This is a genomic window from Vibrio sp. 10N.222.54.A3, from assembly GCF_041474095.1.
GTDB classification, from domain to species: Bacteria; Pseudomonadota; Gammaproteobacteria; order Enterobacterales; family Vibrionaceae; genus Vibrio; species Vibrio crassostreae_C.
This window is the reverse complement of record NZ_JBFRTN010000006.1, coordinates 144,912-168,384: the sequence shown is the minus strand read 5'-3', so window position 1 is coordinate 168,384 and position 23,473 is coordinate 144,912. Positions and strand designations below refer to the sequence as shown.

The following is a 23,473-nucleotide window of genomic DNA, read 5'->3' as shown; positions in this document are numbered from 1 at the left end:
AACAGGTGCAACAAAATACCTATCCCTTTGCAAACATAAGCCGAAGCGAATTGATCGAACACCACCCTCCCCGCGTATATCTTCTCAAATCACATTTGAACTAAGGAGTGCTATGTGCCGAATTCACCTAGGAAGACCACACGGACAAACGCCGAACCAGAAACACCCGTAGAGTCTTCTCTGGAGCTCGCAGTGTTTCCCCTCCCCATCTTCCTTCTACCGGGAGGCAGACAAAGACTGCGCATTTTTGAGCCAAAGTACCTCGCGATGGTTGCTCACGCAGCGCAGGGCGATGGTTTCATTATCGCCACTCAAGATAACTCTAACTCTGAGCATCTTAGTTCTTGGGGAACAAAAGTGACAATCGTCGACTTCAATATGTCGGACGACCAGATCTTAGAAATTGATGTCGAAGGCGAAAAGTTGGTGCAATTGCATGGTTCGTTTCGAGACGACGATGAACTGATTAAAAGCCAATTCAGCTTGTTGCCTCACTGGCCTACCGATGAATATAAAGTGCCCAACGTGTTTACCGCATTTTTGGTTCAGTTGTTTCGCGACCACGATTCGATAAGAACACTCTATCCCACTCCTGATTTTGAGAGCCCACAATGGATCTGTGCGCGATTGCTCGAAATGATGCCTATCCCACTGGAAAAGAAAACAGAATTTACTGAGCCAGCCAGTTTTCCGTCTCTAGTTCCTTTTTTGAATCAAATCATTACGGGGCAATAAGCACTTTTCTTCACTATAATTTTGTATAGTGGAAATTAATTTAAATTAAAGTGATCCCGACTTTCTCCTTTCACGTAGTGCCTATCAAATTCGCATGATGGTTAGTTACTATGCAAGTGGAAAGCAGAAGTTCAGGGAACGGCAAGGAGCATGTCATTATTCCCGATAACAAAGTACCTACAGACAACAAAGTACCGACAGAGCTCTCGAGCTGGTTGGTGTTGGTTGGTACCGACCGAGACAAGCAGGCATTCACCTGTTTGTTTAAGTTCTTCGCTCCTAAGATTAAGCGTTTTGGCATTAGTAAGTTAGGCGGCGAAGCGGCTGCCAACGAGCTAGTTCAAGACACGATGACTAATGTTTGGAAGAAAGCACATCTCTACAATGTAGATAAAGGCGCTGCGACCACTTGGGTCTACACGGTAATGCGTAATGCAGCGTTCGACATGTTGCGTAAAGTGAAAGCGAAAGCCGAACAAACGATAGCCGACGATATCTGGCCGATAGATGCGATGGTAGCCGAATCTCAAAGTGAAGATTTGCCATTCGGTGATCATTTGATGAGCCGACACGTTATGACTCAAATAGAGAAATTGCCTCTTGCTCAGAAAACCATCGTCAAAGGCGTCTATTTTCAAGAGCTCTCTCAAGAGCAACTCGCTCAGCAACTTGGCGTCCCACTTGGAACTGTGAAATCACGTCTGAGACTCGCTTTAGCCAAATTAAAAGTTCACATGGGGGAACAAGACCATGATTAAACATCACCCAAACGCGGCAATCTTGAAAGACTTCGTCGATGGCACGCTGGCTGATTCAGTTTCTTTGATTGTTTCTAGCCATGTAGAACTGTGTGAACACTGCCAACAACAAGTTAAGCAGCTTACCGCTGAAGCGGCGAATAGTGCATTTGACGCAGAGCCAGTCTTCTCAAATGAAGATCTAGACAACTTCTCAATGGACGACATGGACTTTGATTTTGACGCGATTGAGCAAATCACAGCCGATGCTTCACAGTCAGTTGAAGTGACTCCAGAGGTTCAGAAAGTAACCGTCGCAGACACAACATTCACAATTCCTCGCGCCCTCAACTCAGTCGCGAGAAAGGACTGGATGAACCTAGGCAAAATTTCACGAGCAAGACTCGATTTTGCTGACGAAGCACACCACACCAGCTTGTTGCACATCGACAAAGATGGACAAGTGCCTTGTCACACCCACAAAGGCTTCGAGATCACGCTTCTTCTAGAGGGCAGTTTCGAAGACGAAATGGGCGTTTACAACAAAGGTGACTTCATCTGGTTGGATGGCAATCACACTCATCAACCGGCAACAAAAGAAGGTTGTGTCTGTTTAACCGTTTCAAGTGATGCGCTTTACTTCACAAAAGGTGTGAGCCAACTATTCAATCCACTTGGAAAATATATCTATTAACCCAGTTGCAGGCTATAAATATACAGGATGGCATAAAGCTATCCTGTATATCGTCAATACATCTGAATAAAAACAACTACGGTGTCAAAGTAAAAACACACCCAGCTCTGTAAATACGATTAGCAATGTTGAACTATAAGAAAAAGCTCAGAGCAAGAGCAAAGGAGTTGGCCAATGGAAAAGAAAATCAAAATCGGTATCAGTGCATGTGTTGCTGGACATAAAGTACGTTTCGACACAGGTCATAAACGCTCTCGTTTTTGTACAGACGACCTAGCAGACTACGTGGAATTGGAACCTGTTTGCCCAGAGATGGCTGTTGGTCTTCCAACCCCTCGTCCAACCATTCGTCAAACAAGAATGCTAGATGACATCATCCATGTTTCTCGCCCTGATGGCTCAGGTGATGTGACCAACGAACTGATCGAGTTCGGTCAAAACTACTCAAAGAAAAACCAACACATTGCTGGCTTTATTGTGTGTCAAAAAAGCCCAACCTGCGGTATGGAGCGCGTGAAGGTGTACCACCACCATGGTCGCGGCTCTGAATCGACTGGCGTAGGCATGTTCACCCAACAAATTATGGACGGTAACCCGTTACTCCCCGTTGAAGAAAACGGTCGCCTTAACGATCCCATTTTGCGTGAAAACTTCATGACTCGAGTATTCACATACCAAAAATGGCTCGATCTTGTGGATGAAGGTGTGACCAAACACAAACTGATTCAGTTCCACAGCGCCCACAAGTACCTCGTCATGTGTCACCACGTTGAGGGTTACAAAAGCTTAGGCAAACTGCTAGCGGGTAATGACTTAGAAATCGACGAATTGGCGGCTCAATACATCGAGGGCTTGATGACAGCATTGTCACATCACGCGAATCGAGGCAGTCACGCCAATACGCTGCATCATTTGCAGGGTTACTTTAAGAAACAACTGAGTAGCGCCCACAAACAAGAGTTGACCAACCAAATTGCAGCTTTTCGAGAAGGTGTTATCCCACTGTTAGTGCCGCTGACACTGATCAATCACTACCTGATGGAATACCCGAACGAATACCTAGAATCACAGGTTTACCTAAACCCGCACCCTCAAGAACTTAAACTGAGATACGGATATTGAGCGACATACTATGGATACGACGAGACCTGCGGATTCTCGATAACCCAGCGCTCGTCTCGGCAGTTGAAAACGGCGTAACAATCGCCGTTTTCATTTCAACTCCTCAAACGTGGCAGCAGCACCACCTTGCGCCAATCAAAGCTGATTTTATCTATCGTCATCTAAAACAACTCGATTCCCAGCTCGCTGAATTCGGGATAACGTTGCTTCACCTAAAAGCGACCGATTTTGACGACCAATCCAATCAACTCATCGATCTATGCCAGCAGCTTGATGCCAAGTGCGTCTACGCTAACTCTGAACCAGAGGTCGATGAACAAGCTCGCGATAAAAAGCTGATTTCAAGCGGCCTAAACCTGAAGATCAGCGATTGTGACGTTATGCTGCCACTCGGTAGCGTTCTCAACAAACAAGGCGAGATGTTCAAAGTCTTTACGCCCTTTAAGAACGCTTGGTTAAAAGAAGTTCAGGTGAAAGGCATCATCTGCAGTCCAGCTCCTGTCGAGTCAGCTGAACGTTCACAAACACAGCTTCCTGACGACTTACAAGCCTTAACCCTCTCTGCTGACTATGATTTCGATTTTCCGCGTGTTGATTCGAGTCGCTGGCCATTAAGCCAAGATGTATTGGGCAATGTGATCCCCAATTTCTTAGGCAATAAAGTCAACGACTACGCACGTCTGAGAGATATTCCCTCAGTTAAAGGAACATCGGGGCTATCACCTTATTTAGCGATTGGCGCCGTGAGCCCACGTTGGTTAGCGATTCAATTGATTCAGCAGCAACCCGATCTGTTATTTGATACGCAATTACCGGCCTTTTGTTGGCTCAATGAATTGATTTGGCGAGATTTTTATAAGCATTTGATGTTCCACCACCCTAAACTGGTCAAAGGTGCTAACTTTCAGCAAAAATACAATGGTTTAGATTGGTATCACGATCATCCTAGCTTCAAAGCTTGGTGCGAAGGAAAAACAGGATATCCATTGGTTGATGCCGCAATGCGTCAACTGGTTGAAACGGGCTGGATGCACAACAGACTAAGAATGGTGGTGGCAAGCTTCCTAACCAAGCACCTGCTTATTGACTGGCGTTGGGGCGAGCGTTTCTTTATGTCGCACCTTATCGACGGAGACTTTAGTGCCAACAATGGTGGCTGGCAGTGGGCTTCAAGTACTGGCTGTGATGCTCAACCTTACTTCCGAATTTTCAATCCAATCACTCAGAGTGAAAAGTTTGATCCAAAAGGAATTTTTATTCGTAAGTACATACCAGAGCTGCAAAATATCCCAGATAAGCATGTACATTTCCCACATGACTTTATCGCTAAAAACGGAATAGACAGCGAATACTGGCAACCCATCGTTGAGCATAAAGAAGCACGATTGAGAGCCTTAGCCTTCTTCAAATAATTAGAGTGAATATTATGGATAACTCTCTATGGCTTGATAACTTTCTCAACATGTATCGAGAACTCGGAACCGACAATTTCGACGTGCTTAAGACGGTTTATCACCCTGATATTGAATTCCAAGATCCGCTGCATCATGTCAGCGGTATTTCGGCGCTTACGCACTACTTCGAGAACCTCTACACCCAAGTAACCAGCTGTTACTTTCATATCGAACACACTTTCGAAGCGAACGACGAAGCTTCCGTTTACTGGACGATGCAATTTGCTCACAAGCAATTAAATGGGCAAAAGCCAATCGAAGTACAAGGACACAGCCATCTCAAGATGCTCGACGGTCAAGTGATTTACCACAGAGACTACCTCGACGTCGGTTCTATGTTGTATGAACACATTCCAGTACTGGGCTGCGCGATAAAATCCATCAAAAAGAGAGCGAGTCGATAATGCGTATTATGATTACAGGCGCGACCTCAGGTATCGGCCAATCCCTAGCTAAAGATTACGCTCAGCAAGGGCATCAGGTGATTGCTTGTGGCCGCAACTCAGACAAGCTGCAAGCCTTAGTTGACTCGCACGAGACAGACGTCGCGCATTCATCAATTTCACCGCTCTGTTTCGATCTGACTGATTACCACAACTTCCCAGAACTCGACCAAGACAAGCCGCTCGATCTGCTGATTTTAAATGCGGGTGATTGTGAGTACATCGACGACCCAGTGAATTTTGATGCCGAGCTTTTTGAGCGCGTCATCAACATAAACCTAATTTCAATTGGCTACGCCCTTAAAGCTTGGTTAAAAAACATCAAGCCCGGCGGCCGTTTGGTTTTAGTCAGCTCCAGCGCCAGCTTTTTACCTTTGCCAAGAGCCGAGGCTTATGGCGCTTCAAAGGCAGCCCTCACCTACTTAGGCAGAACACTTTCGGTTGATCTGGCAACGCACAACATTCATGTCTCAATTGTGCACCCTGGCTTTGTTGAAACGCCATTAACCGAGCGAAATACGTTCTCTATGCCTATGATTATTAGTAGTGAGGCCGCAACTCAGCGAATCGTAAATGGTATCGCTCAAGGAAAGAGTGAAATTGATTTCCCAAGACGATTCATCATGTTGATGAAGCTACTAAGAATGCTTCCAACTCCAGTTTGGCAAAAACTCGCTTCAAGGATGGTATAACAATGAAGAAAATCGCCATTATTGGTTCAGGTATCTCTGGACTCACTTGCGCGCATATATTAGATAAGCACCACGACGTAACAGTATTCGAAAAGAATGATTACGTTGGGGGGCACACCGCGACCGTTGATATTGAACATCAAGGCTCGGCGTTTTCGATAGATACAGGTTTCATCGTATTCAACGATCGAACCTACCCGAATTTCAATCAGCTTCTAGAACAACTCGATGTCGAAAGGCAACCGACTGAGATGAGCTTCAGCGTCCACAACACGACGACCAAGTTTGAATACAACGGCCACAGCATTAATTCGTTATTCGCGCAGAGGAGCAACATCTTCAAACCTCAGTTCTGGTCTTTAGTGTCTGACATTCTCAAGTTCAACAAACTGTGTAAGGCTCAGTTTGAAAGCAATGAATTCACACCAGACGTTACCCTCGGCAGCTTCCTACGCGATAATCAATTTTCCGACTTTTTCAGCCAGCACTATATCCTACCGATGGGCGCGGCGATTTGGTCGACAAGCTTGGAAGAGATGGAAGAGTTTGAGCTCAAGTTCTTCATTCAGTTTTTCTACAACCATGGATTGCTCGATATCGCGAACCGTCCTCAGTGGTATGTGATTCCAAAGGGATCGCGTTCTTATGTTGAAATCATCCTTTCACGCCTAAGTAAGACTGTTGCACTGAATACATCGATTAAACAAGTGACTCGCCAAGAAACAGGCGTCACGATTGAATTTGAAGATGGCAGCGCACAAGGTTTCGACGAAGTAATATTTGCCTGCCACTCAGACCAAGCCTTACGCTTGCTTGGTGATGCAACAGAACAAGAGCAACAGGTACTGGGCGAGATCCCATACAGCCGCAATGAAGTGGTTCTGCACACCGATACTCGCTTGTTACCAGACAGAAAACTGGCTTGGGCAAGCTGGAACTACATGTTGGATGGCGACAGTAAACGACCTGCCTGTGTCACGTACAACATGAACATTCTGCAAGGCATCGAAAGCCAAGACACCTTCTGTGTCACCTTGAATCAAAGCGAAGCCATCGACCCAGAAAAAATTATTCGCAGCTTTGTTTATCATCACCCGGTACTTAATTCGAACACGGTCGAAGCTCAGCACAAGCGTGAGCAAATCTGTGGCAAAAACCAGACGCACTTTGCTGGCGCTTATTGGTATAACGGCTTCCATGAAGACGGTGTCCACAGTGCACTCGATGTGACCAAACGCTTCGGTTTAGATTTGAGTACGAGTTCCGCGCTATGAACAGTCAAACCCTGACACCCGAGATGGGGATCGCATCCGAAAAGAGTGAAGAGCTCAGCGGTATCTATTGGGGTAACGTCAGACATCGCCGCTTTGGCGACATCACTCATGAGTTCAGCTATCAGCTGTATATGATGGGGTTAGATCTTGATGAGCTGCCCCAAACCACAGCGCGCAGTGCGCTGTTCGGAACTCGTTGGTACAACCCGATTCGCTTTGTCGAATCGGATTATCTCGCTGAAAAAAAAGAAAATGTCACCACGGATGAACCAAAATCACTTAAGCAACGTATAGCTTCCAAAGTGCAACAACTTGGTGGGGTTTGGTCTGATTCAAGCCGTGTGACGATGCTGGCTCAGTGCCGCTGTTTAGGCATCTACTTCAGCCCAATCAACTGTTTCTTCTGTTATGACGAGACTGGAGATTGTAAGTACATGTTGGCTGAGGTGAGTAACACGCCTTGGCGAGAAAGACACTACTATCTCATCGACATGCACCAAGAATTGAAGGTAAAAAAAGAGTTTCACGTTTCGCCGTTCATGGATTTGAACATGACTTATTTTTGGAAGATTAAGCCACCAGCGAAACGCACGTTAGTTCACATCGAAAGCCGCCGAGACGACAAGCTTTTCGATGCGACACTGGCTCTGACGAAGCAGTCAGTAACCAAGACAAACATTAGACGAACGGTATTCAAGATTCCGGCGATGACGATAAAAGTCGTGATGGGAATTTATTATCAGGCTCTCAAATTATTCCTGAAAAAAGTACCGTTTGTGGCGCATCCAGACTCAACGTCTTAAGCGCACATGAAAGAACTCAATTGAAGCTTGGGTTCGCTCCAATCAAGGAGCAGAACTCAGCTTAGTTGGCACAAAATATTAGAATGAGTTATCAGCGAGGTTTACATGGAACAGCTTGCCAAACAAAACAACAATATTGAACAACAAGCTAAAGCCGTTGCTGTTTCAAGCAACTGTAAATATCGAGCTTTAATCTTCAAGGTGTTAGAAAGCCTGCAATTCGCGACGCTCGAGATCATTGAGCGCGACCAGCATTCGGTGTTCGGTGATCGAGAAGCAGACTTGAAAGGTCGAATCGTGATTCATGATGCGACCTTTTTTAGAGATGTGGTCATCAACGGCAGTATCGGCGCATCTGAAGCGTACATCGATGGTAAATGGACCAGCCCAAATCTAACGCGTGTGATTCAAATCATGGCTCGTAACCAAGCCCAATTGGATGAGCTTGATGACAAGACACAATGGATTTCTCGCATCAAAAACCTATTGCTGCGTCGTAAGAATGCCAACACCGAGCAAGGCTCTAAGCGAAATATTCTCGCCCACTACGATATTGGCAACGAGCTGTATGAGCGCTTCTTAGATAGCTCGATGCAGTACTCTTCCGCAATCTACAGCGAAGACGCAGAAACCTTGTCGAAGGCTCAACAAAACAAAATGAAAACCATCTGTGAGCGACTAGAACTGTCTGAGAAAGATAGCGTGGTCGAGATAGGCACAGGGTGGGGCGGCTTAGCCATCTTCATGGCGCAACACTACGGTTGCCACGTCACCACTACCACGATCTCAGATGCCCAACATGCACTTGCTGAACAGAGAGTAAAAGCGCTTGGTTTAACCGACAAAATCACCCTGCTCAAAGAGGATTATCGCAATCTCACTGGTGAGTATGACAAGTTGGTTTCGATCGAGATGATAGAGGCGGTCGGACATGAGTATCTACAAACCTTCTTTGAAAAATGTTCCTCGCTACTTAAGCCCTCAGGCAAGATGCTGATTCAAGCAATTACTATTGCTGACAGCCGTTACGACAAATACCGTAAAGGTGTCGACTTTATTCAGAAGTACATCTTCCCCGGCGGTTGCCTACCTTCTGTTTCAGTGATGACCCAACACCTTGCGACCAGCACCGACCTTGTGGTTCAAGAAATTGATGACATTGGCCTGCACTACGCTCGAACGCTGAATGATTGGAACATCGCCTTTGAAAATAGTTGGGAAGAGCTAGAGTCTCTCGGCTATTCAGAAGAGTTTAAACGCTTATGGACCTTCTACTTCTGCTACTGTGAAGGCGCATTCAAAGAGCGCGTGATCAGCACTCACCATGTAGTCGCAAGAAAACCTCGTTACTTTGGAGCAAAAGATGAAGCGGTTTTGGATTATTAATCTCGTACTGTTTCAAGCGACCTGGGTTTGCAGTGCTTTCTTTACCGCGCAAGCCCCGTTCGTCACACCACTGATTGTAGTGGTTCACTTCCTTCTATCACCGACTCGCTGTAGCGATTTGAAGATACTCATTTTATTACCATTGGGGCTATTGCTTGATAGCCTCTTACTCCACTTCGGCGTGTTTGCCGTCGACTCTGAAATTGCTAATCAATCGTGGTTCCCGGTGTGGCTTGTCTGCCTGTGGATCATGTTCTTAATCAGTTTTAACCACAGCCTAAATTGGCTATTAAAATGCTCGAAAGTGATCTTGTTTGTCATAGGGTTCGTAGCAGGTACTAGTAGTTATTGGGGAGGCATCAAAGCTGGTGCTCTTCTTACTACTTGGCCAGATGCATCGGTAGTTGCTGCCCTTGCAATAAGTTGGGGGATTTTGTTGCCCTTACTGGTGGCCGCCTACTCCAACTTAATACAACCTAAAATGGCAATAACGAGGTGACTTATGGCTTATCCACGCAACCCGACACAAACGTTCAAACCTGAGCGCGGTATTGTTCGCACTCATCAGCAAGCAAAAAACACACTTCTAAGCTTTATTACTCTCTCGTTAATCTTTGCTGCGCTGTTATTTGCCGGAAATACTAAAGCCTCTGCTGTCGATGATCTGAACAAACGTGGTGAAGGTGAAATGAGTTACCTGTTTTGGACTCTCTACTCCGCAGAATTCTACGCGACTCCAACCAACTCTGAACGAGCCTTAAAGCTTGAGTATTACCGCTCTATCGATAGCAAAGACCTCGTAGACGCTACCGAAGATCAGTGGAACAAGCTTGGCTACTCTGACAGCAACATTCAACGATGGTTGAAACCCTTGTACGCGATGTGGCCGAACGTGGAAGAAGGAAGCACACTCACGATTCGTGTCGCTGAAGATAACGTAAGTCGTTTTTATTTCGATGAACAACCGATCGGCACCATCCAAGACAAGCAATTTGGTGAAGCCTTTCTAGCGATTTGGTTGTCTGAAAACACCTCTGAACCCGGTCTTCGTAAACAACTTTTAGGTTTGAACAAATGAATCCAAAAACAACAATAATAAAATTTGCTCTGGCATTTTTTTCACTCACTTGGCTAGTGGGCTGTGGCTCTGCAAGTTTAGAAGACCATGTCGACACTACGCCAGAGCTCAAGCTTGAAACCTTTTTTAATGGCGAGCTAATGGCCTACGGCATGGTGCTAGACCGCTCTGGTAACTTACTGCGCCGCTTTGATGCCAAACTGATCGCGACTTGGGACGGTGACAACGGAGAAATAAAAGAGTGGTTCTCTTTTGCTGATGGCGAGCGCTCAACTCGCGTTTGGAATCTAATCAAAACGGGCGAAAACACCTATTCTGGGACTGCCAACGATGTCGTTGGAACCGCTTATGGTGAAACCCAAGGTTCTGCGCTGTATTGGAAATATGACTTAGAGATTGAAGTAGACGGCAGCACCTATGAAGTGGTGCTCGATGATTGGATGTTCTTAATGGACGATAAACGCTTGTTCAACAAGACTGAGATGTCTAAGTTTGGCTTTAAAGTCGGAGAGGTCATCTTATACATCGAGAAGATTTGATGTAACTGCCGTTTCTGATTCTTAGTTTTAAAACGATGACTACATCTACAGTACGTAACAAAACAGCCCACAACGAAAATTGTGGGCTGTTTTGTTTGATCCCTCGAATAGCATACCTGCATGCTCAAGCCATTGTGCTAAGATGCGCCACCAGCATACAAATGGACTAGACTGACACTAAGCAGTCCCCATTTGTTTCGCTAAGCGTAGATTCCCTACCATGAATAATTGAAAAGGCTTTAAAGCATGAGCAAGTTGACCTCAGCGGAGCGTAAAGCTCGCGACAATGAACGTTTCTCACAACGCGTAAACGACCGCAGAGAAAAAGGTGAAGACGTAGTTGCTTACGCACTGACCAACAAAAAAGCTGTAAAATTCCTGACTAAGTCAGAGAAAAAACGTTTCAACGAAACGAGAGCGACTCTGCAAGAAGAGAAGCGAGTGAAAGAACAAGAAGAGCTTAACCGAATCGAAGACGCGTTCACGATCAAACAGTTCGACGACGAATAATCACTTATGATTACTCAAAAGCGCTGGCTCTATGCCGGCGCTTTTACTTGTTAGTTCGTTGTTTTTTAACGCTGTTATTTCTTGCTAAACCCGTCGATTCTTAACGGCTTTCCCCCACTCTCTTAGCTCAGCCTTACCGCTCGACCGATCACCCAAGCTATTAACCTATCAACCTATCAACCTATCAACCAGGCTATCGATCAACTTTAGCCATAGATCTCAGAAAATCTTAGCCTAGCCCCTTACTATCTCGAATCAACTCTACAAATTGAAGACAGTATGATTTTAATTACCGGATCAAGCAGCGGTTTAGGCGCAGCTCTCGCGAAACAATATGCTAACGCCGACGCTCAGCGCGTAGCCATTACAGGTCGCAATGCACAACGTTTAGCAGAAGTGGCGCAAGGCCTACCTGCGAATACCATTAGCCAAGCGTGTGATCTCTGTGACCCGCACTCAGTGAGCGAGTTATTGGATGCGTTACCTGAAATGCCGAAGCTGGTGATCCACAGCGCTGGCAGTGGGTACTTCGGTAAGATAGAACAGCAAGATCCAATCATCATCAGCGACATGCTGAAGAACAATATTGAGTCTTCGATCTTTTTGATTCGCGAGCTTGTACAGCGCTACAAAGATCAATCGGTCACCATCGCTGTGGTGATGTCGACGGCGGCACAAGGTGCTAAAGCGGAAGAGTCCACCTACTGCGCGGCAAAATGGGCCGTGAAAGGCTTTATCGAATCGGTGAGGTTGGAGCTAAAAGGTCACCCGATGAAAATCGTGGCGGTTTACCCTGGAGGAATGGCGACCGAGTTTTGGAATACAAGCGGTAAAGGCATGGATACCTCGAGCTTTATGACCGCGCAAGAAGCCGCTCAGATGCTACAACAGGCGTTGACCAGCACAGAGCATGGATTCGTGTCAGATATCACGATAAACCGCGGCTAGCAGGTAAACAGCTCGCTTAATCGGTAAATAGAGCGACACATTACCAAAGAAATGATTAGAGTAATTATTTGTGAGGGTGAGCATGAAAGTGTGCGACAATGCTCGGCGTAAATTCATATTCAAGGTTTATTATGAAACTTCTAGTTCGTAACCTATCGCGCTCTACCTCTGAGCAAGACATCCGTGTGCTATTTTCTGAGTTTGGCTCAGTAAAAGAGTGCAGCCTAGTTTTAGACCAAGAAACTGGCGACTCAAAAGGCTTTGCTTTTGTTGAAATGCCAGAGCAAGAAGAAGCTAAAGCGGCACTAAACAAGCTGAACTTGTCAAAGCTTGGCAAAAACACGATTCGTGTAAAAGTAGCGAACTCTTAATCGATTCAATGCTTCATAAGCCGCATGGCTTAGCTTAACAGCAGCACAGATGATAAAGCCCGTAACGATATGACGTTTTCCAGCGCAATATCGTTACGGGCTTTTTGCTGCTCGCAATTCTCTTTTCACACGATTTGAATACGCCTACAGACCTTCATGTTCATCAATAGCACGTCTTGCTTCGGCCATTGAACATCCAGATTCCATCACCAGCTGAGCCACAGTCATTGAAGGTGTAGCGGCCAACAGAGATGCCAAACACACCACGGGTTTAGGCAGCACTTTGTCGATTGCAATTGCTATCCAACCGTCTTTTTCATGGGTTAACATCGTTTTAAATTCAACGAGTTGATACTCTTGAGCGACCAACAGCCAATTACGCGAACGACGAACTCGTTTCAACTGACATCCACATTCCGCAGCATTCACCATCACTTGGCTTTTATCACTCACACGATGTACAAAACTATTCAATGGGACGCTAAACATAACTCTCTGCTAATCAATCTATTCCTACCATTCAAGAGCTCTCTACCTATCTCTCAAAACTTTCTAACTGTCACTCAATTAAAACCGTACGTAGGATTACACAGACACAAAAAAACCGCCAGTGATGCACTAAGCAACCTCGCGGTTTTTGGATGTTAACGTGTGTGGTTTACGCTTTAGTTTCTACCACAATGTCCGTTTTTACCGAGTTCGCGATAAAGCAGTTTTTGTGCGCCAAGTGGTGCAGTTTGTCGAGCTGCTTGGCGGTGGGCTTTTTGGTACCTAAAAACACAATTTTAGGGCGCAGAGTCACCTTAGTGACCGATGAGCGGCCAGATTCATCTTCTTCCAGCACACCAATCGCATCATCGACATAGGAGTCGATCACGTACTTCTGCTTTGCGGCAATGCCCAAAAACGTCAGCATATGGCAGCTAGAAAGTGCCGCGATAAACGCTTCTTCTGGATCAACATTCGCTTCCACCGAAAACGGCAGTGGCACAACATGTGGAGAGGACGAAGCAGGCACAGTGACACCACCATCGAACTCCCACGTATGACCTCGACTGTATTGATTGTCGCTAAAGACTTCATCTTCTGCTTTTTTCCAGCGAATGATCGCTCCGTATTCAGACATAATTCCTTCCTTTTTTATGCTCAATAAATTAACGTTCAGCTGGATGATTGACACCATCGTTGGTCACCACATCACCAATATCAAAAGGGTTTACCCCTTCCAAACAGCCGATGTTAAAACCGTATTCATTTGGGCTAGAACGGCGTTGATGATGGGTATAGATGCCGCAGTTTGAGCAGAAATAATGCTTTGCGGTGTTGGTATTGAATTGATAAAGCTTGAGATGCTCCGCACCTTTGAGGATCTTGATGCCGTCCAGTGCAACAGAGCCCACAATCGCTCCCCTGCGACGACAGATCGAGCAATCACAGCGGCGTGGTTTTTCTATCCCGTTAGGTAAGCTGAACTCTAGTTCAACCGCACCGCAATGGCAGGTTGCCTTGTGAAAAGGTTGGATAACCGTATCTCCGACGACTTTCATTTTTCTCTCCAATCACATCCTTATGTTGGTCGTATCATAACCAGTTCAATGTTCTCTGTCCGTACCCGGGTGTTGAGTTCGAGAGATCTGTCATGCGCTGCTTCTCGGCTAATCTAACTAGACTTTTCAACCAAATCGCCAAACCGCTCAAACAAGAAATCAAGAAACAACCGGATACGCTTGGGCTGATATTTCTTGCTGATGTACACCACATTCAAATCGGCACTCGACACCGACATCGCGGTGTTGAAGTTCTTCATGTAGCCATTAAGCAGCGTCACAAGGCGCTGGTTATTGATGTCGCCTTGCACATCCAGTACCGATTTAAGAGCAATGCCCTCGCCTTTTAATGCCCAGTAGCGAATCACTTCGCCATCGTCTGAAAATCGCTTTGGAACAACAGTAATCGACTTCTTCATATCATGATCTTGGAAGTGCCATGTCTTGAGCTCTTCATTGCTGCGCAGCATGGCTAAACAATCGTGATCAACCAAATCTTGTGGTGTTAACGGTGTTCCATGCTTGGCAAGATATTCAGGAGAAGCACACAGCACACGTCGGCTTGGTGACAAGCGTCTGGATATCAAACTGCTGTCGACCAATTCACCATAACGGACCACGATATCCATGCCAGATTCAGCAATGTTCGAGAGGTTATCGTTCAAGTAGAGGTAAGGGATCACGTCGGGATATTGCTGACAGAACTCAGAGAGAATCGGAAGAATGTACTGCTTTCCGATGTCTTTCGGCGCGGCGATTTTGAGTGGACCTTTGACCTCTTTGACGCCATTTTGGATCAGGTTTTCGGCCTCACTGACATTATCCAATATCTCCAAACACGCCTTGTGATACAGCTCGCCAGAGTCGGTTAAAGACACATGGCGCGTACTTCGATTCAACAACTTCACACCATATCGCTCTTCCAGCGCTTGAAGCCTTGCTGTCATGGTCGCAGGTGATAAACCCAGTTCGCGCCCAGCCGCCGCTAACCCGTGATGCTTAACAATACTGACGAACATCGCCATATCTGAAAACTTATCCATACGATTCTCGCTTCCGTCTCTTCGTCTCTTCGTCTCTTCGTCTCTTCGTCTTACTTCTCGATCTTAATGCTCGATCTGAATATTCAGCGACACTATTCAGATTAACCGAATAATGAATTTATATTTTAACCAATTATCAAATTTAGTCGAATAAATATAATGACAAACATCAACAGAACAACGCAGGAATTCAGAGCATGACTAACGAATCGACTAATCAAGAGCAACGCACTTTCGTCATCATTGGTGGCACATCAGGCATCGGTAAAGCACTCGCGATGAAATTGAGAAACGAAAACAACACAGTGCACGTCGCTAGCCGACATACAGGCCTTAATATCAGCAATGAAAAGTCAATTTGTGAATACTTCGAATCGATTGGCGTGTTTGACCACTTAGTCGTAACGGCTGGCTCATCCGCTCCCGCAGGAAAAGTAACAGACGTAGCAACCGCAGACGCTAAGACAGCTTTTGACACTAAGTTTTGGGGCAGCTTAAACGTAGCAAAACATGCCTCACGCTACATGACGCCAAACGGCTCTATCACGCTCACGACAGGCATGTTGTCTCGCAAAGTAGTGGCTGGCACTTACGTAAAAACCGCCATCAACGCCGCGCTAGAAAGCGTGACTAAAATACTGGCGAAAGAGCTATCACCCATTCGAGTCAATGCCGTTAGCCCGGGTTTAACCATGACGGAAGCCTACAAAAACATGGACGATTCCGCTCGTACAAGCATGTACGACAACGCCAAAAATAACCTACCCGCAGGCAAGGTTGGCGAGCCTTCAGAGGTGGCTATGGGTTACCTATTCGCGATTAACAACCCATACGTAACAGGGTCAATCATCGACATCGACGGCGGCGCTCTACTCGGCTAACACCCCGCAAAGACATAAAGAACAATCGTGAGGGTGTTTATCTCAACGTCCTAACAAATAAGAATTTACATAGGTAACTCATCATGAAATCAGAAGCCATGACACAAGAAAAGATGCCATTCCAAGTTTGGATACTGACACTCGCAGCATTTGCAATTGGCACCGCTGAGTTTGTTATCGCAGGCATTCTTCCACAAATCGCCACATCACTTTCAATCACAGAAGGTCAAGCTGGCTACCTTATCAGTGCTTACGCGTTGGCTATCGTTATCGGTGGACCAATCTTAACCATCTACCTTGCTCGCTTTAATAAGAAGATGGTGCTGATTGGGCTAATGGCACTGTTCATCATCGGTAACGCGTTGTCGGCCTTAGCGCCAAGCTACCCATTACTGCTGGCAAGTCGTATTATCGCAGGCTTAGTTCAAGGTCCTTTCTATGGGATCGGTGCGGTTGTTGCGACCAACTTAGTGTCTGAAAAAATGGCAGGTCGTGCCGTTGGCCAAATGTTCGCAGGCTTAACGCTCGCTAACGTTCTTGGCGTTCCAGCTGGTACATGGGTCAGCTTACAATTCGGCTGGCACACCACCTTCTTCACTGTTGCTGCGCTTGGCACCATCGCAATGATTTCAATCCTGACATCAATTAAATCGACCGGCCACAGTGAAGCAAAAGACATCAAAACGCAGCTGTTAGCGTTCAAAAACCCAATGCTGCTGATCAGCTTGGCAATCACCGCTTTTGCTTGGTCTGGCTTCATGACGCTTTACGGATACCTTGCGCCAATCGCTATGCACATCACCGGCTACGGTCAAGAGTCTGTTACTTGGATCTTAGTGATTGTGGGTGTCGGCTTAATTATCGGTAACACCTTGGGCGGTCGCTCTTCAGATAAAAATCTAGGCAAAGCTTCAATGTATTGGGCAGTCGCGATGATCGCTTCACTGATTGTGGTAGGCCTAGTGGTAGACAACAAAATCCTATTCGTTGCAGCTGCATTTGTCTTTGGTATTGCATCATTTGCGAACGTTCCCGCTATGCAACTTCGAGTGATGAACCACGGTGGCGAAGGCCAAGAGTTAGCAGCAACCGCCAATATCTCAGCGTTTAACCTAGCGAATGCCTTCGGTGGATTCCTTGGTGGCATGGTACTCGACAGCCAGTTAGGCGCTGGAATGATTCCATTCGCAGCCGTTGTTGTCCCTGTCATTGGCTTGCTACTTATCGCCAAAGCTAACCGAGCTGAAAAGCCACAGAGCAACTCTATTTTCAGCCCAGCAGAAAGCAAATAACGCGACTTATAGCCCCAATACAAAAAGAAAGATCACAGCATTAAAACAAGGTAGAAACCATGAACAAATTATTCGAAGCATCAGAACTGAAAGGCCTAGCACTACAAAACCGCGTGGTTATGGCACCCATGACACGCGCTCGTACTAGCCAACCTGGAAACGTGCCAAACGACATGATGGCAACCTATTACCAACAACGCGCAAGTGCAGGGCTGATCATCACGGAAGCAACGCAGATCTCTGATGACTCTCAAGGTTACTCATTCACACCCGGCGTTTACACAAGCGAACAAGTGAAAGGCTGGCAAGGTGTCACCTCTGCCGCTAAAGAACAAGGCGCAGCGATATTCTGCCAACTATGGCATGTGGGGCGCGTGTCTCATCCAACCTTTCAAAAAGGCGAGTTGCCGATTGCACCTTCAGCACTGGCTCCGGTAGAAACTCAGGTTTGGATCTCTGATGAGAATGGAAACGGCAACATGGTGGATTGCATTCAACCAAGAGAAATGACCCAAGCCGATATAGATCGTGTGGTTCAAGATTTTACTGAATCAGCAAAAAAAGCGGTCGAGGCAGGGTTCAATGGCGTGGAAATCCACGGTGGTAATGGCTACCTTATCGATCAATTCTTAAGAACTAATTCGAACAAGCGCACCGACAACTACGGTGGTAGCCGCGAGAACCGACTTCGCTTTCTAATCGAAGTGGTGGATGCAGTCATTGAAGCAATTGGTGCTGATAAGGTGGGCGTTCGTTTAGCCCCGTTCATCACCTTCAAAGACATGAACTGCCCAGACATCGTGCCAACGATTCTAGAGGCATCAAAGGCACTGCAAGCTCGTGACATCGCTTATTTGCACCTTTCAGAAGCCGATTGGGATGACGCACCGGTTATCCCTGAAAGCTTCCGAATTGAGCTAAGAGAGTTGTTCTCTAACACCATCATCGTCGCTGGCAGTTACACACCAAAACGCGCCGAAGAAGTGTTAAGCAAAGGCTACGCCGACCTTGTCGCATTTGGTCGCCCATTCGTTGCGAATCCAGATCTCGTTTCACGCCTACAAAACGGCAGTGAACTATCCGATCTTGATGGCGCCACTCTGTTCGGCGGCAACGAAAAAGGCTACATCGATTATCCAGTGTTGTAGTGAATCTTAAATTGATAGAACTGCCTTAGATTTTCCTTCAGGCAAAAGAAAGGCTCGCATGACTAGTGCGAGCCTAATGCAGTTTAGGGGGTAAACCACAATCTGATATTAATCTGGGACTAATTATTTAACTTATGAGCCATTATGCACTTGTGCGCATTGATATTCTATTTTTAAATGATTCACTGCAATTAATCAATCGATAAAAGTTAGCGTTTGGTCAATTTAAACCACATAGATAACAGTGGTTTAGTTAGTGATGTCTAGAAAACCATCATAAAACCCATAAAAATCAGATCTATAAGCTTCTCATTTGCCAGTAGCCTTCACCATTAGTGGCGAGTTGGCTGTGTAAATAATCGAGCGTATCTGCGACCGTTCCCGCAATGCCTTGTGGTGGATTGAACAACAGCAAACCACTGCCGATCAGGCGATCATCACCCTTGGGCTCTCTAAGGCGAAGTTCCGACTTGATCGGACTTGGTAGCAAGCCATCTTTTACCGCTGTCACGCAGTGGTTCAAAATCAGTGAGCTCTTATCATCCGTGTAAAGCGGGTACCAAATTAATGCTGATACCTTCTCAGACTGCTGATACGCCTTAACCAAGGCATCAATCACCGCGAGATATTCAGAATCGGTTTCATAGGGTGGGTCGATAACAATCAGATGGTGGTTGTCATGTTTAGCAACGTCATCAGGTAACGCTTTGAGCCCGTCGCCTGCGGTGATAGTTAGCTTACTTGAGACATCAAGATCGCGTTGCAGCTTCTCAATATTGGTTTGTAATAAGTCGGCTTCATCTTGCTGAATGTCTGAAAAATAGAAGCTATCTTGGCTGCGGCCTTGTTGGTAGGTGATGGCTGCAGAACCCGGATAGAGAGAGATAAGTTGGTTCGGATTGTAGTATTCCAGCACCGACATAAAAGAAGCGAATGCCGGAGGAAGATAAGCCTTGTTTCGCCACAAGTACCCAACCCCTTCAGCAAACTCACCAGCATGATTACTTGGTGCAGTGTTGAGGTCATAACACCCTGTACCAGAGTGGGTGTCGATAACATTGAGGCGTGAATGTTGCTGCATTAATGACTGAACAAGTGCACTCAATACTGGATGCTTTAGCGCATCACCATGGTCGCCTACATGACATTGATGTCGATATTCCATTCCCTTGCCTCATTTCTACGAACGTCATCTAAACATACTTCATATCATGAGGGCTTGCCTGCTCAATCCATCGTTTTTTGAAATAGGCTCTCTTTTCTGTAACTGTTTGACTCTTATAAAAAATAAAGCCCCTCGTTTTGTTATAAACGAAGGGCTTATTGACGTTACTGACTAAGTCGTACTGTTAACCAATAGATAACCTAACGGTACTCGCCCTCAACTTCTACTGGCGCTTTCACTTGGTAGTGACAAGGCTGTAGACCAAGTAGCTTAGGCAGTGTGATACCGACAGACACTGAAGACCACGTACCGCTGACAATACCGACAACCAATGCAATTGCGAAACCTTGCAGTGCCGCGCCACCAAGCAGCCAAAGCGCTGATACGGTGATTAGGGTTGTACCTGAGGTCACCATGGTGCGTGAGAAGGTCGCTTTAACCGATTCGTTAAGCAGGTTATCAGTGTCACCATTTGGATTACCACGCAGCATTTCACGAACACGGTCGGCAATGATGATCGAGTCATTCAATGAGTAACCCAAAATCGCTAACACCGCCGCCAATACGGTCAGGTTGAACTCAAACTGAGTAAAAGCGAACAGACCCAAGATGAGCGTCACGTCATAGATGATCGCGGCAAGCGCGCCGAGAGCCAAACGCCATTCAAAACGAACACTCAGGTACAGCATGATCATTAGGAAACACACCAATACCGCCAAGCCACCTTGGTCAACCATGTCTTGACCCACTTGAGGGCCAACCACGCTGCTGTTGAGCACTTTTACTTGGTCGCTTACAGAAGACAAAGCATCCACTAAGTTTGGCTGTGGAGCGTCTGTCAGTTGGCTATAACGGATTGTCCAGCGATCCTGTTCTGCCATACCAACCACTTGCACATCTTGTTGGAAGGCCGTATCAAGTTTTGTTTTTAACGCATCTTTGGTGACTTGATCAGAGAGCTGAACCTCAGCAACCACACCACCTGTGAAGTCCAAGCCCCAGTTAAAACCTTTCACCGCCACCAGCATCACAGAGCTCATGAACAGCACAATAGATATCGCAGACATCACCTTACGAAGGCGAGTCATATTCTTATCCGAAATATAGCTATTTGAAAAATAGCGGTCTGAAATAGTCATTTTTGAAGTACTCATGCTTAAATCCTTACATCGTGGCGTTGGTCACGCCCCCAAACCAAATTGATGATCGCTCGTGAAGCAAAAATGCCCGTGAACATACTGGTTAGAAGACCTAAGCCTAGAGTCAGAGCGAAGCCCTGAATCGGTCCATTACCAATGGTGTATAGAGCCACAGCAACGATCATGGTGGTGACGTTAGCATCGAAAATTGACGAGAATGCGCTATCGAAACCACGATCGATAGAGCTAGCAAAGCTGCGCCCTTCTTTCATCTTGTCTCGAATACGCTCGAAGATAAGCACGTTAGTGTCTACCGCCATACCGACGGTCAGTACCAAGCCCGCAATACCCGGCAGAGTTAACACCGCACCCGGTAGCAAGGCAATCAAACCAAACAACGTGGTCATGTTAACCACCAATGCACAGTTCGCGACCCAACCTAAGCGGCGGTACCATAGCGCCATAAACGTTAGCGTAAGGCCAAGACCAAGTGCCAAAGCAGCAAAGCCGTTGGTTACATTTTCAGCACCCAAAGATGGGCCAATAGTACGTTCTTCAATGATGGTCACAGGCGCAGTCAATGACCCCGCACGCAACAGTAACGCAAGCTCTTGTGCGTCTGCCAAACTGCCTGCGCCAGTGATTCTGAAGCGGCTACCCAGTTGAGATTGGATGTTTGCCACACTAATCACTTCACTGTCTTGCTTGCTGTTGCCCGCTCTATCGCGGCTATATTCGCTGTACACCGTTGCCATTGGCTTACCGATGTTATGACGTGAGAACTCAGACATTTTCTTACCACCAGAAGAATCCAGCGTAATGTTGACTTCTGCACTGCCCATCTCACCAATGCCACTGCGAGCATCAATAATGTGTTCGCCACTCAACACAGCCTTGCGGTCGACGACCACACGGTTGCCGTCTGAATCTTTCAGGGTTTGAGTACTGCGAGTGGCATTGTCGTACACCGAATAGAACGCCAATGATGCCGTTGCACCAATCACGTCTTTCGCTGCAGCAGGGTCTTGTACACCCGGCAACTCGATACGGATACGGCTTTCACCTTGGCGTTGAATCGATGCCTCCGTGATGCCTAGCTCTTCAATACGGCTGCGCATGATTTGCAGGTTTTGTTGAACCGTAAGGTTGCGTAGCGTTCTTTGCTCTTCTTCAGACTGAGTTAACGTTAGCGACTTGTCTGAGCGGTTACGTAGCCATTGTGGGAACTCTTGACGAATCAGCTTCTGGGCTTTTTCGAAATCGGCGTCGGTACGGAAATCAAACTGAACTTGGTTGTTCACCACTTTACCGCGGGCATAACGCACCTGACTGGTCACCTCCTCGACCATCGCTTGAGCTTGCGCGTGATAAACAGGCTCCATATCCACTTCTAATAAGAACTGCACACCACCACGTAAATCAAGGCCTAACTGAATCGGCGCAAAGCCCATGTCAGTTAGCCATTTAGGTGCTGCTGGTTCCATCGCTAGCGCAACCGTCGCGTTGTCCAATAGGCGCTCATTCAGCACCTCTTTAGCCTTCGCTTGTTGTTCTGCGTCTTCCAAGATTACGACTAAACGTTGGTCTTTTTGAAATGCCGATTTGGCTTGAATGCCTTCGCTCGCAAGGTATTGGGTAATTTGGCTAGCATCGATGGTCTGTTCAGAACGGTTGTTAATTTGAACCGACGCATTCTCGCCATACCAAGAAGGTAAAGCACTCAGAACCATGATGATGATAGTGGCGATAAGCACCACGTATTTCCACTTTGAGTAGTGGTTTATTTGTTTTCTTTGAATGCGTTTTTTCACAGTCAAGATCTCTTCTTTGAACTAATATTTTGCGAACACGAGCAATGGCTAATCGCAACCAGAACAAGCTGATTGAATGGTAGTGATGCTAAAGCTGATGTCGCTATGTTTGTCTTGGTTAACTGGCAAGTTCAATGGGCACTAGGCGACCATCGATACGACCAATTTAGGGTCAAACGATTAGCTAAGAAGTTCTCGGAAATGCGAGTATTGGATGTTGCCCTCTTTCCACCCCGAAAGCCGGGAAGACGGAGAACTCACAATACTGGTCCAGTGCAGCTTGGAATCCAACAACGGCGTGTTGAAGAGCAGGGAAGCCAGTATTGAGGGGGGAGAGAAGTCAATCAGTAGATGATAAGCAGGCTCAAGATCGGCCACGCTTTCTTGCTCGTTACTGAGCATACGTCTGAAGTTTGCTGCTTGAAGGCTTGATTCGGTGTCGTGATAGTTAGAACTGTCACCAGAAGGCACGGTGCCAAACTGAGTCTTATCGCACTCTAAGTAGCTCGACGGATTATCCGTATCAGCTTGTTTACAAAGATCATTCTGTGAAGATTGCTCTTGAGCCGAGTATATTTGAAATGGCTTAGAAGGAAACGAATAGCCGTTAGAATTCACTAAGCCAAAGCTCAGTAAAAACAACATTAAGACTAATCGGGTA

Annotated in this window: 27 protein-coding genes; 19 read left to right on the top strand and 8 right to left on the bottom strand. The window is 46.3% G+C overall.

The genetic code is table 11. The features are described 5' to 3' along the window. Positions 1-114: 114 nt before the first annotated feature. The 16 genes from AB4507_RS01845 to AB4507_RS01770 all read left to right on the top strand — a co-directional run bounded on the left by AB4507_RS01845 (position 115) and on the right by AB4507_RS01770 (position 12,786). Complete coding sequence (locus AB4507_RS01845) at positions 115-735, top strand: LON peptidase substrate-binding domain-containing protein (RefSeq protein WP_333008255.1); 621 nt, start codon at positions 115-117, stop codon at positions 733-735. Positions 736-845: 110 nt separating this feature from the next. Further along, on the top strand, positions 846-1,493 hold the full coding sequence (locus AB4507_RS01840; protein WP_017060967.1) for a sigma-70 family RNA polymerase sigma factor: 648 nt from the start codon (positions 846-848) through the stop codon (positions 1,491-1,493). After that, positions 1,486-2,166 (top strand): ChrR family anti-sigma-E factor, encoded by a 681-nt coding sequence (locus tag AB4507_RS01835; protein ID WP_050651217.1) that lies wholly within the window; start codon positions 1,486-1,488, stop codon positions 2,164-2,166. The genes AB4507_RS01840 and AB4507_RS01835 overlap by 8 nt, the downstream gene beginning before the upstream one ends. 174 nt (positions 2,167-2,340) lie before the next feature. Next, complete coding sequence (locus tag AB4507_RS01830; RefSeq protein WP_017070215.1) at positions 2,341-3,288, top strand: DUF523 and DUF1722 domain-containing protein; 948 nt, start codon at positions 2,341-2,343, stop codon at positions 3,286-3,288. Continuing rightward, positions 3,285-4,700: a deoxyribodipyrimidine photo-lyase gene (gene phrB, locus AB4507_RS01825; protein WP_372083735.1), complete on the top strand. Its 1,416-nt coding sequence runs from the start codon at positions 3,285-3,287 to the stop codon at positions 4,698-4,700. Before AB4507_RS01830 ends, phrB begins: the two co-directional genes overlap by 4 nt. Positions 4,701-4,714: 14 nt before the next feature. Beyond that, complete coding sequence (locus AB4507_RS01820) at positions 4,715-5,146, top strand: nuclear transport factor 2 family protein (protein ID WP_050647550.1); 432 nt, start codon at positions 4,715-4,717, stop codon at positions 5,144-5,146. Continuing rightward, on the top strand, positions 5,146-5,877 hold the full coding sequence (locus AB4507_RS01815) for an SDR family NAD(P)-dependent oxidoreductase (protein ID WP_017061282.1): 732 nt from the start codon (positions 5,146-5,148) through the stop codon (positions 5,875-5,877). Before AB4507_RS01820 ends, AB4507_RS01815 begins: the two co-directional genes overlap by 1 nt. A gap of 2 nt (positions 5,878-5,879) precedes the next feature. Continuing rightward, complete coding sequence (locus tag AB4507_RS01810) at positions 5,880-7,151, top strand: NAD(P)/FAD-dependent oxidoreductase (RefSeq protein ID WP_102428126.1); 1,272 nt, start codon at positions 5,880-5,882, stop codon at positions 7,149-7,151. Continuing rightward, on the top strand, positions 7,148-7,954 hold the full coding sequence (locus AB4507_RS01805) for a DUF1365 domain-containing protein (RefSeq protein ID WP_372182126.1): 807 nt from the start codon (positions 7,148-7,150) through the stop codon (positions 7,952-7,954). The genes AB4507_RS01810 and AB4507_RS01805 overlap by 4 nt, the downstream gene beginning before the upstream one ends. 105 nt (positions 7,955-8,059) lie before the next feature. Beyond that, positions 8,060-9,340, top strand: coding sequence for a cyclopropane-fatty-acyl-phospholipid synthase family protein (locus AB4507_RS01800; protein ID WP_102428125.1), 1,281 nt, complete (start codon positions 8,060-8,062; stop codon positions 9,338-9,340). Beyond that, the gene (locus AB4507_RS01795; RefSeq protein WP_372182124.1) at positions 9,318-9,839 is read left to right on the top strand and encodes a DUF2878 domain-containing protein; all 522 of its coding nucleotides are present in this window, start codon (positions 9,318-9,320) and stop codon (positions 9,837-9,839) included. Before AB4507_RS01800 ends, AB4507_RS01795 begins: the two co-directional genes overlap by 23 nt. A gap of 3 nt (positions 9,840-9,842) precedes the next feature. Further along, complete coding sequence (locus tag AB4507_RS01790; protein ID WP_372182123.1) at positions 9,843-10,418, top strand: chalcone isomerase family protein; 576 nt, start codon at positions 9,843-9,845, stop codon at positions 10,416-10,418. Next, positions 10,415-10,957, top strand: a complete 543-nt coding sequence (locus AB4507_RS01785; RefSeq protein ID WP_017061276.1) for a DUF3833 domain-containing protein — start codon at positions 10,415-10,417, stop codon at positions 10,955-10,957. Before AB4507_RS01790 ends, AB4507_RS01785 begins: the two co-directional genes overlap by 4 nt. Positions 10,958-11,203: 246 nt before the next feature. Then, positions 11,204-11,467 carry a hypothetical protein gene (locus AB4507_RS01780; RefSeq protein WP_017061275.1) on the top strand — a complete coding sequence of 88 codons (264 nt, stop codon included), beginning with the start codon at positions 11,204-11,206 and terminating at the stop codon, positions 11,465-11,467. Between the two features lie 279 nt (positions 11,468-11,746). Beyond that, positions 11,747-12,415, top strand: coding sequence for an SDR family NAD(P)-dependent oxidoreductase (locus AB4507_RS01775; protein ID WP_372182121.1), 669 nt, complete (start codon positions 11,747-11,749; stop codon positions 12,413-12,415). 131 nt (positions 12,416-12,546) lie between these two features. Next, on the top strand, positions 12,547-12,786 hold the full coding sequence (locus tag AB4507_RS01770) for an RNA-binding protein (RefSeq protein WP_017061273.1): 240 nt from the start codon (positions 12,547-12,549) through the stop codon (positions 12,784-12,786). Between the two features lie 144 nt (positions 12,787-12,930). On the opposite strand, the gene AB4507_RS01765 is transcribed toward AB4507_RS01770, so the two are convergent. The 4 genes from AB4507_RS01765 to AB4507_RS01750 all read right to left on the bottom strand — a co-directional run bounded on the left by AB4507_RS01765 (position 12,931) and on the right by AB4507_RS01750 (position 15,376). Further along, on the bottom strand, positions 12,931-13,275 hold the full coding sequence (locus AB4507_RS01765; RefSeq protein ID WP_017061272.1) for a ribosome recycling factor family protein: 345 nt from the start codon (positions 13,273-13,275) through the stop codon (positions 12,931-12,933). 169 nt (positions 13,276-13,444) lie between these two features. Continuing rightward, the gene (locus tag AB4507_RS01760) at positions 13,445-13,912 is read right to left on the bottom strand and encodes an OsmC family protein (protein ID WP_017065091.1); all 468 of its coding nucleotides are present in this window, start codon (positions 13,910-13,912) and stop codon (positions 13,445-13,447) included. Between the two features lie 28 nt (positions 13,913-13,940). Beyond that, a complete protein-coding gene (locus AB4507_RS01755; protein ID WP_372182120.1) occupies positions 13,941-14,333 on the bottom strand; it encodes a GFA family protein in 393 nt (130 codons plus the stop codon). 113 nt (positions 14,334-14,446) lie between these two features. Continuing rightward, a complete protein-coding gene (locus AB4507_RS01750; protein WP_102320399.1) occupies positions 14,447-15,376 on the bottom strand; it encodes a LysR family transcriptional regulator in 930 nt (309 codons plus the stop codon). A 197-nt stretch (positions 15,377-15,573) separates the two neighbouring features. On the opposite strand from AB4507_RS01750, the gene AB4507_RS01745 reads away from it, so the two are divergent. The 3 genes from AB4507_RS01745 to AB4507_RS01735 all read left to right on the top strand — a co-directional run bounded on the left by AB4507_RS01745 (position 15,574) and on the right by AB4507_RS01735 (position 18,697). After that, positions 15,574-16,257 (top strand): SDR family oxidoreductase, encoded by a 684-nt coding sequence (locus AB4507_RS01745; RefSeq protein WP_372054503.1) that lies wholly within the window; start codon positions 15,574-15,576, stop codon positions 16,255-16,257. A gap of 83 nt (positions 16,258-16,340) precedes the next feature. Beyond that, entirely contained in the window at positions 16,341-17,549 is a 1,209-nt protein-coding gene (locus AB4507_RS01740) for an MFS transporter (RefSeq protein WP_372054501.1), read from the top strand. Positions 17,550-17,608: 59 nt separating this feature from the next. Then, complete coding sequence (locus tag AB4507_RS01735) at positions 17,609-18,697, top strand: alkene reductase (RefSeq protein WP_372182118.1); 1,089 nt, start codon at positions 17,609-17,611, stop codon at positions 18,695-18,697. Positions 18,698-18,995: 298 nt separating this feature from the next. Here AB4507_RS01735 and rlmJ read toward each other — a convergent pair whose 3' ends face one another. From rlmJ to AB4507_RS01715, 4 genes are all read right to left on the bottom strand, one after another. Continuing rightward, complete coding sequence (gene rlmJ / locus AB4507_RS01730) at positions 18,996-19,862, bottom strand: 23S rRNA (adenine(2030)-N(6))-methyltransferase RlmJ (RefSeq protein WP_102320395.1); 867 nt, start codon at positions 19,860-19,862, stop codon at positions 18,996-18,998. Positions 19,863-20,062: 200 nt separating this feature from the next. Next, positions 20,063-21,016: a protein translocase subunit SecF gene (secF, locus tag AB4507_RS01725; RefSeq protein WP_102320394.1), complete on the bottom strand. Its 954-nt coding sequence runs from the start codon at positions 21,014-21,016 to the stop codon at positions 20,063-20,065. Between the two features lie 2 nt (positions 21,017-21,018). Next, positions 21,019-22,818 (bottom strand): protein translocase subunit SecD, encoded by a 1,800-nt coding sequence (gene secD, locus AB4507_RS01720; RefSeq protein ID WP_102320393.1) that lies wholly within the window; start codon positions 22,816-22,818, stop codon positions 21,019-21,021. A 174-nt stretch (positions 22,819-22,992) separates the two neighbouring features. Continuing rightward, complete coding sequence (locus tag AB4507_RS01715; RefSeq protein WP_102320392.1) at positions 22,993-23,457, bottom strand: hypothetical protein; 465 nt, start codon at positions 23,455-23,457, stop codon at positions 22,993-22,995. Positions 23,458-23,473: the final 16 nt, after the last annotated feature.

Coding starts and splice junctions, on each gene's coding strand:
- AB4507_RS01815 (WP_017061282.1), top strand. CDS start 5,146: ATGCGTATTATGATTACAGGCGCGACCTCAGGTATCGGCCAATCCCTA.
- AB4507_RS01740 (WP_372054501.1), top strand. CDS start 16,341: ATGAAATCAGAAGCCATGACACAAGAAAAGATGCCATTCCAAGTTTGG.
- AB4507_RS01790 (WP_372182123.1), top strand. CDS start 9,843: ATGGCTTATCCACGCAACCCGACACAAACGTTCAAACCTGAGCGCGGT.
- AB4507_RS01795 (WP_372182124.1), top strand. CDS start 9,318: ATGAAGCGGTTTTGGATTATTAATCTCGTACTGTTTCAAGCGACCTGG.
- AB4507_RS01780 (WP_017061275.1), top strand. CDS start 11,204: ATGAGCAAGTTGACCTCAGCGGAGCGTAAAGCTCGCGACAATGAACGT.
- AB4507_RS01800 (WP_102428125.1), top strand. CDS start 8,060: ATGGAACAGCTTGCCAAACAAAACAACAATATTGAACAACAAGCTAAA.
- AB4507_RS01755 (WP_372182120.1), bottom strand. CDS start 14,333: ATGAAAGTCGTCGGAGATACGGTTATCCAACCTTTTCACAAGGCAACC.
- rlmJ (WP_102320395.1), bottom strand. CDS start 19,862: ATGGAATATCGACATCAATGTCATGTAGGCGACCATGGTGATGCGCTA.
- AB4507_RS01765 (WP_017061272.1), bottom strand. CDS start 13,275: ATGTTTAGCGTCCCATTGAATAGTTTTGTACATCGTGTGAGTGATAAA.
- secF (WP_102320394.1), bottom strand. CDS start 21,016: ATGAGTACTTCAAAAATGACTATTTCAGACCGCTATTTTTCAAATAGC.
- AB4507_RS01750 (WP_102320399.1), bottom strand. CDS start 15,376: ATGGATAAGTTTTCAGATATGGCGATGTTCGTCAGTATTGTTAAGCAT.
- AB4507_RS01830 (WP_017070215.1), top strand. CDS start 2,341: ATGGAAAAGAAAATCAAAATCGGTATCAGTGCATGTGTTGCTGGACAT.
- AB4507_RS01735 (WP_372182118.1), top strand. CDS start 17,609: ATGAACAAATTATTCGAAGCATCAGAACTGAAAGGCCTAGCACTACAA.
- AB4507_RS01770 (WP_017061273.1), top strand. CDS start 12,547: ATGAAACTTCTAGTTCGTAACCTATCGCGCTCTACCTCTGAGCAAGAC.
- AB4507_RS01745 (WP_372054503.1), top strand. CDS start 15,574: ATGACTAACGAATCGACTAATCAAGAGCAACGCACTTTCGTCATCATT.
- AB4507_RS01835 (WP_050651217.1), top strand. CDS start 1,486: ATGATTAAACATCACCCAAACGCGGCAATCTTGAAAGACTTCGTCGAT.
- AB4507_RS01840 (WP_017060967.1), top strand. CDS start 846: ATGCAAGTGGAAAGCAGAAGTTCAGGGAACGGCAAGGAGCATGTCATT.
- AB4507_RS01805 (WP_372182126.1), top strand. CDS start 7,148: ATGAACAGTCAAACCCTGACACCCGAGATGGGGATCGCATCCGAAAAG.
- AB4507_RS01810 (WP_102428126.1), top strand. CDS start 5,880: ATGAAGAAAATCGCCATTATTGGTTCAGGTATCTCTGGACTCACTTGC.
- AB4507_RS01775 (WP_372182121.1), top strand. CDS start 11,747: ATGATTTTAATTACCGGATCAAGCAGCGGTTTAGGCGCAGCTCTCGCG.
- AB4507_RS01820 (WP_050647550.1), top strand. CDS start 4,715: ATGGATAACTCTCTATGGCTTGATAACTTTCTCAACATGTATCGAGAA.
- AB4507_RS01785 (WP_017061276.1), top strand. CDS start 10,415: ATGAATCCAAAAACAACAATAATAAAATTTGCTCTGGCATTTTTTTCA.
- AB4507_RS01760 (WP_017065091.1), bottom strand. CDS start 13,912: ATGTCTGAATACGGAGCGATCATTCGCTGGAAAAAAGCAGAAGATGAA.
- AB4507_RS01715 (WP_102320392.1), bottom strand. CDS start 23,457: ATGTTGTTTTTACTGAGCTTTGGCTTAGTGAATTCTAACGGCTATTCG.